A 17,643-nucleotide genomic window follows, 5' to 3' on the forward strand; every position below is an offset into this window, starting at 1 on the left:
GAGCATTTCATTCACTAATCACCTTCCTATATTCAGCTACCGCCATTTTCTCTGCCAGATACGCATCAATCAGGTTGGTGTGTGCCTGCGTCCACGAGAGTTGTGCGGACAATACATCTGCCATGCTGGCTTTTCCTTCATTATAGGAGAAAGTGACAAGGTCCAGATTCTCTTCGGCGAGTGTCATATTCTCCCGGGCAGTCCTGACTTGCTGTTCAGTTTCCGTCAGTTTTGTGGTGGCTGCGGAGAGCTCTTCCAGGATATTGTCCGTTACATAGCTTTGTTGCAGCTTCTGTATGCCGATATAGGCTTTCTGTTGGCGGTTTGTCTTGAAGCGGGCTCCCCAACGGAAGATGGGGATGCTGACATTGACCCCTACGACGGGAGTATGAGGTACATCCTGCCCCATATAGGCGATTCCCGTATCCCAACCGGTAGCGAGGAACATGCTGACTTGTGGGTTGTAGCGGCTGAGGGCGGCATGCCGTTGCGCTTCACTGCGGGCGATGTTCACGGAGGTACTGGCATATTCTGCCCGGCGGGGCAGTACATCATCCAGGCCCAAAGGAATGATGGGGGTAGTCGGTATATCTATTTCGGCTATGCTGTCTATGGGAGCGTTCGGTTCCGAGCCCATCAGAATGTTCAGCTGTTGCAGAGCAAGGGTATGTTTCTGGCGTGCCTTGATGTACTGCAATTCGGCCTCCTTACGCCGGGTGGAGATCATCAGCAAGTCTGTGCGGCTGATGGCACCCTCGTCGAAGCGGTCTTGGATGATGTCGTACTGCTGTTGTACAATGTTTAGAAAGGTGGTTGCTGCCGTCAGGCCGGCACGGGCGGCAGAGGCATTCCAATAGATGGCATCACTTTGGTAGTGTATCTGGTCGAGGGTCAGTTCTGTGGTAAGTTGCTCCAGTGCCTCGTCGGCTTGGGCCATTTTCTTTTGAGCTATCAGGGAACCTCCGGCATAAAGCGGTTGGGTCAGGGTGGCAAGTGCCTGATAGGTATAAGGGCGGTAGTCTCCTTTCGGACTGTTCCATTGGTCCAGATGATTGAGATTGGCGGTACCCTCGGCGGTGATGTCAATCTGGGGCAGGAAACCGGTGGAGGCAATCTTGCGTGCCTCGGTACTGGCGAATGTTTTCAGATGCTGTTGTTTTAGAATCTGGCTGTATGCTTCTACCTTGTCGCGGTATTCTTCGCGGCTCAGATAGGTTTGTTGCGCCCCGGCATTCAGTCCGAAGCACAGTAATGATAGGATAAGTATATTTGTTTTCATCATTCAATTGGTAAACTGTAAATTGTTGAATGTTCTCTCATTTGATTTTATGAATGGCGCAATAAGCCACCGGCAGCACGAATAGAGTCAATGCCGAGGCTACCAGCAAACCACCCATGATGGTTGCCGCCATGCCGCCGAACATGGCATCGAACAATAACGGCAACATTCCCAGGATAGTGGTACCCGATGCCATGGCCACCGGGACAATACGGGTGGTCGTTGCACTGATAACAGCATCACGCGGTGCTTTTCCGGCAGCGGTTTCCGTATCAATCTGGTCCACCAGCACGATGGCATTCTTGATATTCATTCCAATCAGCCCCAGCAAGCCGAGGATGGAGAAGAAGTCGAATGATTTCCCCAATACCACCAGTCCCAGTACAATACCTATAAAGATAAGCGGCAGCATCAGCAGGATAACAATCGGCTTCCGGTAGCTGCGGAACAGAAACAGCAAGGTGACGAACATAAGGAAGAATGTCAGCGGCAGGTTAGCTGCCAGTGCGGCATTGCTTTCTGCCTGGCTTTCCTGCTCTCCGAAGTATTTCATGGTGTAACCTTCGGGCACTTCAATCTCCTCTTGCACTTGCTTCCATATACGGTTGAAGGCGGCAATGGCATTCACACCGCGGCGTGGGTCGGCCTGCGCCATCATCACCATCTGCCGGTTGTAGTCTTTCACATTGGAGAACTTGTACTGGAGGTCGAACCGGCTGACGACTTGTTCCAGAGTGGTTGTTTCGCGTGCAGTGCCGAATACGGGGAGTGTACGCAAGTCGTTGATGCGGAAAGAGTCGATGGTTTTATTCTTCAACAGAACGGGAAGTACTTGGTCTCCTTCCCTATATTCCCCAAGTGTCATGCCGTTCGTACCGATCTGGATGCTCTGTGCCATGCTTTGACGGGAGATACCCAACGGTTGTGCGCGCTCCTGACTGTAAACGGGATGCCATACTGGTATCTTATTGCCCCAGGAGTTGCGTACGTTGATAAGTTCGCCGTCACGGTGCATGATGTCCAGAGCCTTGTTGGTCAGCATGACCAGCGTGTCCGCATTATTGCCGATGAACCCGATTTCGATGGCGGCATCTACGGCAGGGGAGAGTTTGAACAACATGGTACGGGTGATGGCGTTGGGATAGTTGGCTTTCATGTAGGCATCAAGCCTCTCTTCGTACTCTTTGGTATATTTGCTGTCCGTTACTTCCACCAGGATATTGGCGAAGTTAGGTTTGGGACCGACGGAAGTGGAGGCCAGATAGTAACGCAGCGGCGTGCTGCCGAATGTGACGGACACCCGTTTCACTTCCGGCTGCTGCATCAGATGCGCTTCCACCTTTTTCATCTCGGTTTCTACTTCACGGATGCTGTACCCGTCCGGATAGAATACATCTGCCCGAAAGTAGGGTTTGTCCAAAGAAGGGAAGAAGTTCTGGGGCATCAGTCCCATGACGATAAGGGAGAGGATGAACAGTGCTGTAATGCTTCCAAGGGTCAACGCCTTCTTGCGTATCAGTGTGCCGAGGATGAAGGCAAATTTATGGTAGAAAGGCTTGTCGTATGGGTCCTTACCACCATCTTTAGCCTTTGCTTTCAGTATGAAGTTGCCGAATGTAGTGGTTTGTGTCAACGCCAGCACCCAACTTAATCCCAAGGAAATGGCCAGCACTACGAATAGTGGTTTCACGATTTCGGCTACAGAAGAGGGAGCCAGATACAGTGGCAGGAACGAACAGATGGCAATGAACGTTGCTCCCAGCAATCCCCATTGGGGACCGGTGGCACCGTCCATCAGCGCTTTCCGGCGGTCGATGCCGCGGGCAATGGCAATCTGGGCATTGTCTGTCACCACGATGGCATTGTCCACCAGCATTCCCATGGCTATGATGAATCCGGCGAGGGAGGTCCGGTTCAGACCTGCGCCAAGAAACGACATGATGAGCAGTGTGCCTCCGATAGAGAATATAAGGGAAGAGCCAATCAGTACTCCTGCACGCATGCCCATCACCAGCATGATGATTACAATCACAATCAGGATGGATTCTATCAGATTGATGATGAACCCGTTGTTGGCTTCTTGGGCAATCACATTTTCGGGATACAGACTTTCCAGTTCCAGCCCCACGGGGATGAGGGGCATGAGTTCGGCAAGCCTCCGGTCTACCAGTTCACCGGTTTTTACCACATCCTTTGTCGGGTCGGTGGAGATGCCGATACCGATGGCGCGCTTCCCGTTGACGTGCATGATATTGCCGGGAGGTTCCATGTACCCTTTTTCAATGATGGCGATGTCGCCCAATCTGATTTGTCCGCCGGAGGTGGTGATGATCTGGTTGCGGATATCATCGACAGTCGTGTAGGTACCGTTGGCCACGATGCGTAATTGTTGTTCTCCGGTACTGATTTCACCCGTATTGATAATCTGGTTCTGCGATTGCAGCAGGCCGGCCAGCTGTTTGGGGTCGATGCCCGTTCCGGCCAGCTTGTTTACGGAGATGAATATATGGATGACCTCTGTTTGTGTACCGAAAAGGGCTACCTTCATCACACCGTCTGCCGTGATGACTTGTGTCTTGATTCGTTCCGCCCAGTTTCTCATTTCTTCGTAAGAGAAACCTTCGTCACCCACCAGACCGTAATAGATGCCGAAAACGTCTCCAAAATCATCCGAGACGGTCGGCACAGAAGCTCCTGCGGGCAGTTGGGGCTGTATGTTGAGTACTTTGCGCCGCAACTCGTCCCACTTCTGCGGAATGGATGCGGCAGAGAGTGACGGTTGCAGCTCGAAGGTTATCTTGGAGAGTCCGTACATGGACTCTGACTTTATCTTGTAGACGCCGCTCATCGACTGTATTTCGCGGGAGATGGGTTCGGTGACGAGCCGTTCCACTTCTGCCGGCTCCGCTCCCGGATAGCGTGTCGTGATGACTGCCGACTTGATGACGAAAGGTGCGTCTTCCTTCTTTCCCAACCTGCCGAACGACAGTATGCCGCCGACAAGCAGCACAGCCAGAAAGAAGTACACAATCTTCGTGTTGTCTAATGAATATTTGGCTAGATTCATAATGAATATTTTTTAGATAAATGGGAATCTGATGCGCCAATGTGATTAATCACATTAGTACCTTTATTGCTTCTCCTTCTGTCAGCTGGTATACTCCGGCCGTCACAACGGTTTCTCCCGGTTCCAGCCCTTTGGAGATAAGCAGGTTTTCCTCTCCTGTTGGAGAATAAACGCTCACTTCGCGGCGGCTGACTTTATTGTCCTCCACCACCCATACATACGTTTTTTGGTTTTCACTGTCACCGAACACGGCACTTAACGGTATATTCATCAGCTTTTCTTCAAGAAAAGGAGCGACATCCGATGCCAGCTTTATTTTGCATGTGAATCCCGGTTTTACGTCATAACGTGCACGGTCAAAGTGCGGGTCGTCAATTGCTATTGTCACCGGAATGCCCGTCCCTGCCGTGGAGATGTCAAGATACTCTTCCAGTCTGGAGTCGAAAGCCTCCGCGGGGTAGCTGTCGAACACCACCTTGAACTTTACGTCCTTGGCACGAAGCAGATAGAGATAGTCATCCGGTACGGTGAACTTGATTCGTAGCTTCTGTGTATTTACCAGCTGCACAATCCCTTCTCCCGCATTGACACGCTGGTAGTTCTCTACCAGCCTTTTTTCGATGGAACCGTCGAAAGGGGCTGTCAGCCGCGTATCCCGCATATTGTTGCCGGAGAGCTCGTAGGCGGATTTTGCTTTCTGATAGTTGGCTACGCTGATTTCGTATTCCTGCACGGAGATAGCCTGGCGGTCAAGCAGCCGTTTGTTGCGTTCCACTTGTGCGGCGGCTGTTTCGTAGGCAGCCTTGTCAGCTGCATATTGCAGGGAGATGTCACGCGGGTCGATGGCGGCAATCTGTTGCCCCTTCTTTACCCGCTGTCCCTCTACAACCGGAAGGCTGACGACTTGTCCGCTGACGCGGAAGGCAAGCCTCACATATTCCACGGCTTCTACCATTCCGGAGAAGTCTTTGCGGATAATCGTCTGTGAGCTGACTTGCGCAGTCTTCACCGGTCGGATAAGGGTATTGCTACCCTTTTGTTTTTGCCCGCATGACGTGATGAGCAACGTTGTAACCAGGGCGAAAAGAAACATTTTTTTCATTGGTAAACAAGTGTATGGTTATTCGTTCAAGTATATAAAACATAAAACCGGGAAAACAACCAAATGTTCTCCCAGTTATATGATAAATGATGATTTAATGTGCCAATGTGCTAATTGGCTGCGCAATGTTCATACCGCGCTATCACGCCGCAGGTTATTGGCACATTAGCATATTGGCACATTGATTTTCAATTCCGTTCCCCGTTCCAGCGTATATTGGTGTCCGTAGACTTGTATATCCACTTTGCTGCCTGCTGTAAGCGAGATTTCTATTTCTTTTCCTACCCGTATGTGAAGCGTGTTCCTTAAATAATTTACCTTGAATGAATAGCTGTCCCATTTTTGTGGTATGACGGGGGAGAAACACAATGTCCCTTTCAATACCTGCATGCCTGCGAATCCGCGTACGATGGCCAGCCAGCTGCCGGGCATACTGGTAATGTGCAGACCTTGGTCTGCTTCGTTGTTGTAGTCATCCAAGTCAAGTCGTGTGGCATGCAGGAAAAGTTGGTAAGCTTTTTCCACTTTACCGATGCGTGCAGCCAAGATGGAATGGATGTGGGGAGAAAGGGAGGATTCGTGTACGGTCATCGGCTCATAGAACTCGAAATTGCGGCGGACGGTTTCCGTGTCGAAATAGAAATAATAAAGGTAAAGTCCGAGCAATACGTCGCTCTGCTTGATGTAGCAAGAGCGCAGAATGCGATCCCATGACCAATGTTGGTTGATGGGGCGTTCTTCGGCAGGAATGTTGTCTGTACTTTCCAGTACTTTATCCATATAGCCGTCATTCTGGATGAAAATGCCCCGCTCCTTGTTTTCCGGCAGGTACATGTGTTCGATGATGTCTCTCCACCGGGCGCTTTCCTCCACTTGGTCGAGATTGGTGATACGGCGTATGTGGGCATATTCATCCGGATATTGCTGTGCCACCATTTCCAGAAAACGGAGGGTCATCTTGAGGCACTGTATACAGGAATAGTTGGTGTACCAGTTGTTGTCCACATTATTTTCATATTCATTCGGGCCGGTAACTCCCAGTATGACATATTTTTGTTTGGGTTGTGAGAAGGATACCCGTTGGCTCCAGAAACGGCTGACGGCAATCATTACTTCCAGACCATCTTTGGCAATATAGTCCATATTGCCCGTCAACACTGCATGCTGAACGATGGCATAGACAATGATATTGTTACGATGGATTTCCTCGAAGGTTATTTCCCATTCGCTGTGGCATTCCTCTCCGTTGTTGGTTACCTGCGGAAACAACGCAGCACCCTCCTTAAAACCCAGTTTTCGGGCATTTTCTATGGCTTTGGAAAGCTGGTGGTGCCGATATGCCAGTAAGTTCTTTGCAATCTCTTTAGGAGTGGATAACAGAAAAAACGGTACACAGCACAATTCCGTGTTCCAGTAAGTATTACCTCCATATTTTTCTCCGGTGAATCCTTTGGGGCCGATGTTCAGGCGTGGGTCATCTCCCCGGTAAGTCTGATACAGCTGGAATATGTTGTACCGGATACCTTGCTGAGCTTCCGGGTCCCCTTCGATGACGACATCCGTTTCGTCCCAGATTTCCTGCCAGGCCCTTCGATGCTCTTCTACCAGCGTATTCCAGCCTATGCTCTTGGCTTCGAGTGCCTCGGCCACGGAGTGCTCTACCAATTCACTCCGTTCGTGATAGAGAGAAGAAGCGATGGCGGTGTATTTGATGAGAGTCACGTTGTCTCCGGGTTTCACGTCGGCACCTACGCTGAAACCGGTCTGCTTTTCCTTTTCTATCCGTATGGGGTTGGCAGTGGTTTCTTTGTTGTTTTTGAAGAAGTGGTAAGTCATGGCGTAGCACACTTGTGCGTCTTCCCGGCGGGTCTGTGTCCAAAGATAGGCACAGTCACTGGTAGAACCGGAACGCAGGATGTTCCATATTTTCAGGCTTGGCAGGTCGGCATTGTCTACCATATTTCCGTCAAGGATGGGCACGAGCGAGATTCTGCCGGTATAGTTGATGGAAGATACGCTGTACTTGATGAGGCAGAGGTTGGGTCTTGCCATATTTGTGATATGTTCTACATGGATGCGGAGCTGGTTTCCGCGAGGAGATGTCACCTCCATGTCCCGGTAAGAGATACCTTCCTTCATATCCAGGCGGCGGTTGAAGCTGTCAACATCCCAATCTGCCAAATCGAGTTCCTCATCGATGAGGCGCAGGTTGATGCGGCTCCAGTCGGCAGCCTTGGGTATGCGGGTGTAATATGGGGGAAATCCGTTCTTCCACCATCCTACGCGGGTCTTGTCCAGAAAAGTGATGCCGGCCACAAATGAACCACGGTAACTGTCACTGCTGTAAGGCTCCTCAAAATACCCCCGTTGCCCGAAACGTCCGTTTCCGAGGCTGAATATACTTTCCGACATCCGTTGACAGTCGGGGTGGAACTGGTCTTCGATGATATTCCATTCATCGGTCTTGAGGTATTTCTTCATGGCGACGTGTTTTCTGTAGTTATCGCCGTAAAGTTAAGCAATATGCGGAAATAAAGAAGAAATGAAAAGGAAAAAAACAAGCGTGCGGCAGGCTTTTTTCACCTGCTTTCTTGCCGGAGGGCTGGTAGTCTCGTCAGTAATAGGTGCTATGTACGGTTAGGAGAAGAGGTAACAATCATACGGTATGTAATAAAGACATGAATCATACCGTATGATTGCCATAATTATACGGTATGATTCATGTCTTTATTACAAAGATAATGGCTGTCCTTTGTACGGTGTGCCGGTCTCGGTTCTTTGTGCGTTATGTCTCGGAGGTGTGTGCTTACTTGCTTTTTTCTCCTTGGTTCTCTTTGATGAGGTATACGCAGGCGGCACCGATTATCAGCATGATTCCTGCCAGCACAAGCATATTGATTTCGGGAGGTAGTGCTCCTTTGGGAGTAAACAAGGCAAGGATGGTGCCGCCCAAGGCTGCCGCTATAATCTGCGGGATACAGATAGTTCCGTTGAAAAGTCCAAGATAAGTACCCATGTGTCCTCCGCTCAGTGCGTTGGTCAGGATGGTGAACGGCAGTGCCAGCATGGCAGCCCATGCGCAACCTATCAGCAGGAAGGAAATGAACAGCATATAAGGGTCGTGCATGAAGTAGGTGGAAATGAAGCCTATACCTCCCAGAACAAGGCTGAGTGAGTAGACCCGGCGGCGGTCTTTGAACATCGGTATGCAGATGGCCCAAAGCACGGAGCCGATGGCTTGCACGGCAAACAGCACGCCTACCCAGTCAGCGGCATTCTGGTATTGCAGGCTCTTGGTGTCGAGCACAACTTTGGTAACGCCATCCACCAGATGCTCTACTGTAGGAGCATCAAAGGCATTGGCAGCGATACTGCCGTTGGTATAAGTCCACATGAACATGAAGGCAAACCAGCAGAAGAACTGTACCAGTCCGACAGTCCAGAATGCTTTCGGAGCCTTTATGAGCAGCTTCAGCATGTTGGTCTTTTCGTGTTCTTCTTCTTCGGTGATGCCATGATACTCTGCATATTCGGCAGGCGGCATCTCTTTTACTTTAATCGAAGTGTAGATGACGCAGAAGATAAGGATGGCCGCTCCGATGTAGAACGAGTAAATCACCGAGTCGGGGATTACGCCTTGGGGAGCTGTATTGCTGATTCCAATCCATGCAAAGATGAACGGGAAGAGATAGCCCACCAGGCTGCCTGCATTGCAGAGAAAACTCTGGATGGAGTAGGCGAGTCCTTTTTGTTTCTCGTTCACCATGTCGCCCACCATCATTTTGAAGGGTTGCATGGCCATATTGATGGAGGTGTCGAGGAACATCAGCGATACCAGTCCGAAAATCATGGCCGTGCTTACTGCCATGCCGAAGCTTCCGGCATTGGGCAGCAGGCACATGACGAGTACGGCTACCAACGAACCTATAAACAGATAAGGGATGCGCCGTCCGAAGCGTGTCCAGGTCTTGTCACTGGCGGCTCCCACAATGGGTTGTACAATGATACCTGCCAACGGCGGTAATATCCAGAAATAACTCAAATTATGCGGGTCTGCACCCAAAGTGGAAAAGATACGGCTGATGTTTGCACTCTGCAAAGCATATGCAATCTGTACGCCGAAAAAACCAAAGCTGATGTTCCACAGCTTCCAGAAACTTAAATCGGGTTTTACTTTCATGATGGTTTAATATGTTTTATTATTTCGTAGTTCCTCTTATCACCAGATTGGTACGTACTATCTTGTTGCTGCTTTTCTCTTCTCCTTCCAGCTTTCCGGTCAGAATGCTGAAAGCGCTTTTACCCACTTCCTCGCCATGCTGTTCCACGGTAGTCAGCTTCGGGTCGGTGCTTTGGGCAATGGCTCCGTCAGTGAATCCGCAGATGGATACTTCATCGGGAACTTTTACGCCGACCAGTTTGCAGGCATACAGTATGCCCGAGGCTGTCTCGTCGTTGATGGCAAAGAAGCCGTCAGGGCGTTTTTTGCTTTCCAGCAGGTCGGGAGTGATGGAGATGGCGCGTTCGCGGGTGTCGCACAACAGAATCATGCTGTCGTCCACCGGAATCTTATACTTCTTCATGGCATCCAGATAGCCGTTCCGGCGGTTTTTGGTAATCTCCAGGTGGGGAGCCGCACCATAGAAAAGGATACGCTTGCATCCGGTCTGTATCATGTATTCCACTGCGGCAAAAGAGCCGGCATAGTCGTCTACCACTACTCGTTCGGTTTTCAGTCCCGTGCAGATGCGGTCGTAAAAGACGACGGGGATGTCATTGTTCAGCAATTCTTGGTAATGGTCGTATCGCGAAGTGTCCTTGGCAAGTGAAGCGATGACTCCGCAGACACGGGCGGCAAGGAAAGAATGCACAATCTTCACTTCCTGCTCATACGATTCGTTGCTTTGTGCTACTATGATATTATAACCGGCATCCGCCGCCGCTTTCTCAATTCCGCTCAATACGCAGGAAAAGAAGTGGTGTACCAGTTGGGGAACAATGACGCCGATGGTGTTGCTGCGGCTTGCGCGGAGGTTTACAGCCAGTACATTGGGCTTATAATTATGTTCGCGCGCATAGGCATGTACAAGGTCACGAGTTTCCTTGCTGATGTCCGGATTGTCTTTCAGCGCCCTTGACACGGTGGAAGGGGAGACATTCAGCGCCCGGGCAATATCCTTGATGGTAATTTGCGGTTTATTCATGGTATAGTTTTGAGGACAAAGATAAGGTAAACTTCCTTAATCCGATTGCAAAAATAACGTAATAAGGTAAATTGTGCTTATCCGTTGAGGTTTATCGGGTTGTAAGTTTGTGCAAACGATTGCGGTTTCTTATGCTTTGACAAATTAAGGCGAATTACGGTTCTGTATTCCCTAAATGCTTATATTTGCGGTATACAATAAATGATGATATTGCCATGAAACACATGAAATTCTTGACTTTCTTTTTTTGTATTGCCTTTGCCGTATTTGCATGCAGCAGCAGTAATGAAACAGATTCCAGCGTCGGCGGACTTCCCGATAAGGAGGAATCTCTGGCTACGGACTTTGCTAAAGGTGCCGACATCAGTTGGGTGACGGAGATGGAACATAAGGGTATGAAATTCTACAATACCTCCGGTGTGGAGACCGATTGTTTTCAGCTGATGAAGGATTTGGGCCTGAATGCGGTTCGACTCAGAGTATGGTTCAATCCCAAAGAACATGATAACTGGTGCAATACGGCCGATTTGGTGACGAAAGCCAAGCGTGCCGCAGGGCTGGGTATGGATGTAATGGTAGACTTCCATTACAGTGACTGGTGGGCCGACCCTGGACAGCAGCATAAGCCTGCTGCATGGAAAGGACTGAACTTGGCCGACTTGAAGAAAGTCATCGCCGGCCATACTGCCGATGTACTTAATGCGCTGAAAGCGGCAGGAGTTACTCCCAAGTGGGTTCAGGTAGGCAATGAAATCCGTCCGGGGATGCTTTGGGATGAGAATGCTGCATTGAGTGGTGCGTCCTATGATGTGAGGGAATGTGATGTAAAGGGTTCCAATAGCACTTCCGAGGAAGTGAAATACCGTAAGAACTTTGCCAACCTGGCTGCTTTTATCAATGTAGGATACGATGCGGTAAAGTCCGTCTTCAACGATGCCATTGTCATCGTCCATCTGGACAATGGATATGACAACGAATTGTATACCTGGTTTTTTGATGAACTGAAAGCCAATGGCGGTAAGTGGGATATGATAGGCATGTCGCTCTATCCTTACTGGACGATGCTCGAGCATAAGGAATATACAGCTGATAAAACTATCACCGAGTGTATTGCCAATATTAATAGCGTAGCCCGGAAATACAACTGTGATGTGATGGTGGTGGAAACCGGCATGGAGTGTGCCGACGACAAAGGGAATCTGGCAAGTGCTTCCGTGCTGGCAGAAGGGAAACGCCAACTGGCACGTATCCTGAAAGAGTGCAAGGAGAATACCGGCGGACGCTGCAAGGGCGTGTTCTACTGGGAACCGGAATGCAGGCCGAACCAATATCGGCTGGGGGCATTCACTGAAGACGGCCGCCCTACTGTGATAATGGATGCTTTTAAATAATTATATTAACAAAATCTTTTAAAGAAGAATGAGAAAGACCATACTTATCTTTTCCTGCTGCGCTTCTCATGATTAGGACATCTTTGGTCTATTCGACCGCAACAACGATTTGCTGGAGGTAGCGGTTGTGCAAGACCTTGAAAAGCAAGCTTCGGTAAAGACTTGGCGTATATCACTGTCCGCGTCGTAGATAAGGACGGCAACCTTTGTCCGGCAGACAGCCCTTTCACCTTTTCTCTCAAACTCCCTATTCATCGGCTTTTTCGGTGAAACTTGTTTTATCTTGTACCCGCCCTCGGTTAAGGGCGCGCAGATTGGCAATTGCTTGTTGTCTGCTTCACTGCATGGGAATGCGGTGTCATTGCAAACTTGTTGCAAAGTTACTGCAAAGCTGTTGCAGCGACACTGCAAAGCTGGTTGCAGCGACACTGCAAAGCTGTTGCAGCGCTACTGCAAAGCTGTTGCAGCGCTACTGCAAAGCTGTTGCAGCGCTACTGCAAAGCTGGTTGCAGCGACACTGCAAAGCTGTTGCAGTATTACTGCAAAGCTGTTGCGGATTTTTGCAGTAGTTGTCTGTTGAATCATAACAAGTTATGTTAGGAGGGAAAAATGCGGAATCAAAGGTGGATATGCGATTCGTATGATAGTCGGGAAAGTTACTTGTGAGATGCGGCGGCACGAAAGAAAGAGGTTTCACCGGAAAATCCGATGAATAGGGAGTTTGGGAGAAAAAGGTGAAGGTGCTGAAAGATGAAATATGCAATCGTTTGCACTGTTCGTTTCCCACATTTTACACTCTCTTTATACTTTACTAAAGTAATAAAGCATATTTTTGTTGCGTCATGTTTTGGGTACTTGAAAGACGTTAGAAAACAAAAGTACGAAAATTATTTTTCGAATAATTATATAGGTAATTAATATTGTTAACTTTAATTTATTAAATGCATGAAGCAAGTTAATCTTAGAATCTGTCAAACGATTCTTACCCTAATGTTAGGGTTATTCTTGTCTGTAGGCGCTTATGCACAGAACATCACCGTGAAAGGGCATGTAAAAGATGCTTTGGGAGGAGTGATAGGCGCAAATGTAGTGGAAAAAGGAAATTCCACGAATGGTACAATCACTGACCTTGATGGTAATTTTACATTGACAGTTCCTCAGGGAGCTACGTTGGTCGTGTCTTTTATCGGATACAAGACGCAAGAAGTAGCTGCTGCTCCTTCAGTAATTATTACATTACAAGATGATGCGGAATTGTTGGGCGAGGTGGTCGTAATTGGTTACGGTACAGCCAAAAAGAATGATTTGACTGGGTCTGTTACGGCTATTAGTGCAGATAAAATGGTAAAAGGTGCTGTTACATCTGCTACTGATATGTTGGTTGGTAAAGCTGCCGGTGTAAGTGTGATTACTGACGGTGGTGCTCCGGGAGCTGGTGCTACAATTCGTGTGCGTGGCGGTTCTTCTATGTCTGCATCCAATAATCCGTTGATTGTTATTGACGGTGTGCCTGTAGATGACGGTGGTATTAATGGTATGTCAAATCCTTTGGCTACTGTCCATCCCAATGATATTGAGACTTTTACTATTTTGAAAGATGCTTCTGCAACAGCCATTTATGGTTCTCGTGCATCTAACGGTGTTATTATTATTAATACTAAAAAAGGAAAGTCTGGGCGTGTACAAGTTGGTTATAGCGGTACATTCTCTATTAATACAAGACCCAATAAAGTAGATGTAATGTCTGCAAATGAATTTAGAGAATTTGTGACTTCTAAATTCGGTGAATCAAGTGCTCAGTTTAAAGCATTAGGTCAGGCAAATACTGATTGGCAGGATGAAATATTCAAAACCTCTTTCAGTACAGACCACAATGTTAATGTTTCTGGTGCTATACCACACATGCCCTATCGTGTATCAGTTTCTTATACCAATGAAAATGGTATATTGAAGACTTCTAATATGGAGCGTTTGACTGGTGCTATTAGCTTGAATCCTAATTTCTTTGATAAGAAATTGAATATTCAGTTGAATGTGAAAGGTATTTATAATACAAACCGTTTTGCAGATACTGGTGCGATAGGTATGGCGACGCAATATGATCCGACACAGCCTATTTACATGGATGGAAATCCCTATGGTAACGGCTACTTTATGTATATGAAAAGTGGCAATAATCCTACACCGGTTGATATTGGTTTGGCTAATCCCGTTTCTATTTTAGATTCAAAGCATGACGAATCAACTGTTTATAGAAGTATTGGTAATGCACAAATTGACTATAAGTTTCATTTCCTGCCCGAATTGAGAGCAAACTTGAATTTAGGTTACGACGTGTCTAAGAGTGAAGGTGATGTTATTATAGAAGATAATGCTCCTATGACTTGGTGCCAAGGTAACTATAAAACTGGGTTTGGGGAAAATAGCAGCTATTATCAATTGAAGCGGAATACATTGCTGGATTTCTATTTGAATTATGCTAAAGAGTTTGGTGCACATCATGTCGATGTTATGGGCGGTTATTCTTGGCAGCATTTCTATAATTCTACATGGACCAAATATCCTTATTCTACAGTAAAAGCTGAAGAAACTGGTAAGGAATTCTATAAGGATATGGAAGATTATTCAACTGAAAACTATCTTGTTTCTTTCTTTGGGCGTTTGAATTATACATTATTGAATCGTTATTTGGTGACATTTACCTTGCGTAATGATGGTTCTTCACGTTTCAATAAAGACAATCGTTGGGGATTATTTCCTTCAGTTGCTTTGGCATGGAAGATGAAAGAAGAGAATTTCTTGAAGGGAGTGGATTGGCTTTCTGATTTGAAGTTGCGTTTGGGCTATGGTATTACTGGTCAGCAAAACCTGAATAATGGTGACTATCCTTATATGGCTCGCTATATGTATTCCAAAGCTGGAGCAAATTATTATTTTGGTAATAACAAGTATTCATTGATTGCTCCTCAAGCTTATGATGAAAACTTGAAATGGGAAGAAACTACAACTTACAATATTGGATTGGATTTCGGTGTATTGAACAACAAATTGACAGGTACTCTTGATTTGTATTATCGTAAAACTGATGATTTGCTGAATACAGTTACAGCTCCTGCCGGTACAAACTTTAGTAACCAGTTGTTGACGAATGTAGGTACATTGGAGAATAAAGGTATTGAACTTACTTTGACGGCTCATCCTATCACGACAAAAGATTGGGACTGGACATTGAGTTATAACATCTCTTATAATAAAAATGAAATTACCAAATTGACATTTAATGATGACCCGGCTTATAAAGGTGTGATTCATACTGGTATTGATGGAGCAACCGGTTATAATATCATGATAAATGCTGTTGATCATCCTTATAATTCATTCTATGTATGGGAACAACTTTATGATAAGGCTGGAAATCCGATAGAAGGTGCTTATGTTGATCAAAATGGGGATAATAAAATAGACGAAGAAGATTTGGTCGCTTACAAAAAGTCTGCTCCTGACGTATTTATGGGATTAACTTCTCAATTGTCTTATAAGAATTGGGATTTGTCATTTGCTTTGCGTGCAAGTATTGGAAACTATGCTTATAACAATGTACAATCCAATCGTGAGGCTTGGGATGGTTCACAAATGTATGACCAAACTGGTTTCTTGAAAAATCGTTTGACTTCTGCATGGAAAACAAATTTCAAGACAGGGCAATATCGTTCTAGTTACTATGTTCAGAATGCTTCTTTTGTACGGATGGACAATATTTCATTAGGATACACTTTTAACAAGCTGTTCAATGATAAACAAAGTGCACGTGTTTATGTCACGGTACAGAATCCGTTTGTTATTACCAAATATGATGGTTTGGATCCTGAAATTAGCGGTAGTGGAGTTGATAATAATATCTATCCTCGCCCTCGTGTATTTATGTTAGGCTTGAATCTTAATTTTTAATCAATGAAGTTATGAAAATATTAAAATATAAATATATATTGTCGGCAGCCCTTTTGAGTACGATGTTAGGGGTTACCTCTTGTGTGAACGATTTGGATACGGTTCCATTGGATAAGGATGAATTGGTTTCGGATGTCGTTTTTGGAAAGGAGATAGGAGCTTATGAACAAAGTTTGGCTAAAATATATGCAGGTTTGGTAATAGGTGGTAATGCAGGTGGAGACTCAGACCAGGATGTTGTCGGCATTGACGGTGGTTCTCAGGCTTCATTTATTCGCGTATTGTGGAATATGCAGGAATTGGCTTCTGATATCGCTCATTGTTGCTGGAATGATCCTGGTATTCCAGACTTCAATCATATTTCTTGGGCTGCTTCAAGTCCATGGATCAAAGGATCATATTATCGTTTGTATTATCAGATTAACTTGTCAAATGCGTTTTTACGTGAAACAACTGATGATAAACTTGCCTCACGAGGTTGTTCAGAGCAAGTAAAGGCTTCTATTAAAACTTTCCGTGCAGAAGCTCGTTTTATGCGTGCTTTGATGTATCTGTATGCTTTGGATTTGTATCGTAATGTTCCGTTTGTAGATGAAAACAGCCCTATTGGTAGCGTTCGTCCACAACAAATTATGAAAGATCAATTATTTGAATACATTGAAAGTGAAATGTTGGCATGTGAAAGTGATATGCTTGATCCTGTAGTTGGATTTAATGATAATTATGGACATGCTAATAAAGCTGCTCTGTGGGCTGCATTGTCTCGCTTGTATTTGAATGCAGACACGTATGTAGGTGTAAATAAATATACTGAATGTGTGACTTATTCTAAAAAGATTATTTCAGCAGGTTACCAATTGGAACCGGTTTATGGCGATATGTTCAAAGCTGATAATGACCAATCCAAAGAGATGATTTTCCCATTGAGATATGAAGGTGAAGATACAATGACCTGGGGAGGTATGACAGCTTTGTTATGCTGGGGTTCTGCTGATTTTCAAGAAGAAACGAATGCAAAGGGAGGTTGGCAAGGTGTTAGAGCTAAGTCGTCTTTATATAATATCTTTGAAAAAGAGGATAGCAGTGATAAGGATACTCGTAAAGCAATGTTGCGTACAGAAGCTACCACAAATATTGAGATCACAAATGAGGCTGATTTTGTCAATAATGGCATTCCCGTTACCAAGTTTTATAATGTGAATAAAGATGGAAGTAAACCTGCATCTGCGGAAGCTTGGACAGATTATCCATTATTCCGTTTAGGTGAAATCTATTTGAATTTAGCAGAAGCTGTTCTTCGTGGCGGACAAGGAGCAACAAAAACAGAGGCTTTGGGATATGTAAATGATTTGCGTAAACGTGCATATTCAGACAAGGCGTCCGCACCTATTTCCGATAGTGATTTTACTTTGGACTTTATGATGGATGAACGCGCACGTGAGCTATTCTACGAAGCTCAAAGACGTACAGATTTGATTCGCTTCGGTAAATATACTTCTGCTGATTATGTTTGGCCATGGAAGGGTGGAGTTGCGGCAGGAAAATCTGTTGAAAGCTTTTATCAAGTGTTCCCCTTGCCTTCAGACGATGTTGGTTCTAATCAGAACCTGGTACAGAATGAAGGATACTAATATTAATGATTAAACATGAAT

At 46.2% G+C, this 17,643-nt stretch carries 10 protein-coding genes; 3 read left to right on the forward strand and 7 right to left on the reverse strand.

Annotated elements, in window-relative coordinates; genetic code table 11:
- Positions 1-7: 7 nt before the first annotated feature.
- The 6 genes from HU824_RS05505 to HU824_RS05530 all read right to left on the reverse strand — a co-directional run bounded on the left by HU824_RS05505 (position 8) and on the right by HU824_RS05530 (position 10,652).
- The gene (locus HU824_RS05505) at positions 8-1,282 is read right to left on the reverse strand and encodes a TolC family protein (protein WP_176468322.1); all 1,275 of its coding nucleotides are present in this window, start codon (positions 1,280-1,282) and stop codon (positions 8-10) included.
- 34 nt (positions 1,283-1,316) lie between these two features.
- A complete protein-coding gene (locus HU824_RS05510) occupies positions 1,317-4,346 on the reverse strand; it encodes an efflux RND transporter permease subunit (protein WP_176468323.1) in 3,030 nt (1,009 codons plus the stop codon).
- 49 nt (positions 4,347-4,395) lie between these two features.
- Complete coding sequence (locus tag HU824_RS05515; RefSeq protein ID WP_176468324.1) at positions 4,396-5,448, reverse strand: efflux RND transporter periplasmic adaptor subunit; 1,053 nt, start codon at positions 5,446-5,448, stop codon at positions 4,396-4,398.
- Positions 5,449-5,613: 165 nt separating this feature from the next.
- Positions 5,614-7,929, reverse strand: coding sequence for a family 65 glycosyl hydrolase domain-containing protein (locus tag HU824_RS05520; protein WP_176468325.1), 2,316 nt, complete (start codon positions 7,927-7,929; stop codon positions 5,614-5,616).
- 325 nt (positions 7,930-8,254) lie between these two features.
- Positions 8,255-9,628: an MFS transporter gene (locus HU824_RS05525; RefSeq protein WP_176468326.1), complete on the reverse strand. Its 1,374-nt coding sequence runs from the start codon at positions 9,626-9,628 to the stop codon at positions 8,255-8,257.
- 19 nt (positions 9,629-9,647) lie between these two features.
- Entirely contained in the window at positions 9,648-10,652 is a 1,005-nt protein-coding gene (locus HU824_RS05530) for a LacI family DNA-binding transcriptional regulator (RefSeq protein ID WP_176468327.1), read from the reverse strand.
- A gap of 215 nt (positions 10,653-10,867) precedes the next feature.
- Between HU824_RS05530 and HU824_RS05535 the strand changes: the two genes are divergently transcribed.
- On the forward strand, positions 10,868-12,043 hold the full coding sequence (locus HU824_RS05535) for a glycosyl hydrolase 53 family protein (RefSeq protein WP_176468328.1): 1,176 nt from the start codon (positions 10,868-10,870) through the stop codon (positions 12,041-12,043).
- Positions 12,044-12,490: 447 nt separating this feature from the next.
- Here the strand turns inward: HU824_RS05535 and HU824_RS05540 are convergent, their stop codons facing one another.
- Positions 12,491-12,628 carry a hypothetical protein gene (locus HU824_RS05540; protein ID WP_176468329.1) on the reverse strand — a complete coding sequence of 46 codons (138 nt, stop codon included), beginning with the start codon at positions 12,626-12,628 and terminating at the stop codon, positions 12,491-12,493.
- Between the two features lie 360 nt (positions 12,629-12,988).
- On the opposite strand from HU824_RS05540, the gene HU824_RS05545 reads away from it, so the two are divergent.
- Positions 12,989-15,991 carry a TonB-dependent receptor gene (locus tag HU824_RS05545; protein ID WP_057256366.1) on the forward strand — a complete coding sequence of 1,001 codons (3,003 nt, stop codon included), beginning with the start codon at positions 12,989-12,991 and terminating at the stop codon, positions 15,989-15,991.
- 11 nt (positions 15,992-16,002) lie between these two features.
- Positions 16,003-17,622, forward strand: a complete 1,620-nt coding sequence (locus HU824_RS05550; RefSeq protein WP_005826347.1) for a RagB/SusD family nutrient uptake outer membrane protein — start codon at positions 16,003-16,005, stop codon at positions 17,620-17,622.
- The last annotated feature ends 21 nt before the right edge of the window (positions 17,623-17,643 follow it).

This window comes from Bacteroides sp. L10-4 (genome assembly GCF_013373675.1).
GTDB classification, from domain to species: Bacteria; Bacteroidota; Bacteroidia; order Bacteroidales; family Bacteroidaceae; genus Bacteroides; species Bacteroides muris.

Coding starts and splice junctions, on each gene's coding strand:
- HU824_RS05530 (WP_176468327.1), bottom strand. CDS start 10,652: ATGAATAAACCGCAAATTACCATCAAGGATATTGCCCGGGCGCTGAAT.
- HU824_RS05505 (WP_176468322.1), bottom strand. CDS start 1,282: ATGATGAAAACAAATATACTTATCCTATCATTACTGTGCTTCGGACTG.
- HU824_RS05520 (WP_176468325.1), bottom strand. CDS start 7,929: ATGAAGAAATACCTCAAGACCGATGAATGGAATATCATCGAAGACCAG.
- HU824_RS05525 (WP_176468326.1), bottom strand. CDS start 9,628: ATGAAAGTAAAACCCGATTTAAGTTTCTGGAAGCTGTGGAACATCAGC.
- HU824_RS05515 (WP_176468324.1), bottom strand. CDS start 5,448: ATGAAAAAAATGTTTCTTTTCGCCCTGGTTACAACGTTGCTCATCACG.
- HU824_RS05535 (WP_176468328.1), top strand. CDS start 10,868: ATGAAACACATGAAATTCTTGACTTTCTTTTTTTGTATTGCCTTTGCC.
- HU824_RS05540 (WP_176468329.1), bottom strand. CDS start 12,628: ATGATTCAACAGACAACTACTGCAAAAATCCGCAACAGCTTTGCAGTA.
- HU824_RS05550 (WP_005826347.1), top strand. CDS start 16,003: ATGAAAATATTAAAATATAAATATATATTGTCGGCAGCCCTTTTGAGT.
- HU824_RS05510 (WP_176468323.1), bottom strand. CDS start 4,346: ATGAATCTAGCCAAATATTCATTAGACAACACGAAGATTGTGTACTTC.
- HU824_RS05545 (WP_057256366.1), top strand. CDS start 12,989: ATGAAGCAAGTTAATCTTAGAATCTGTCAAACGATTCTTACCCTAATG.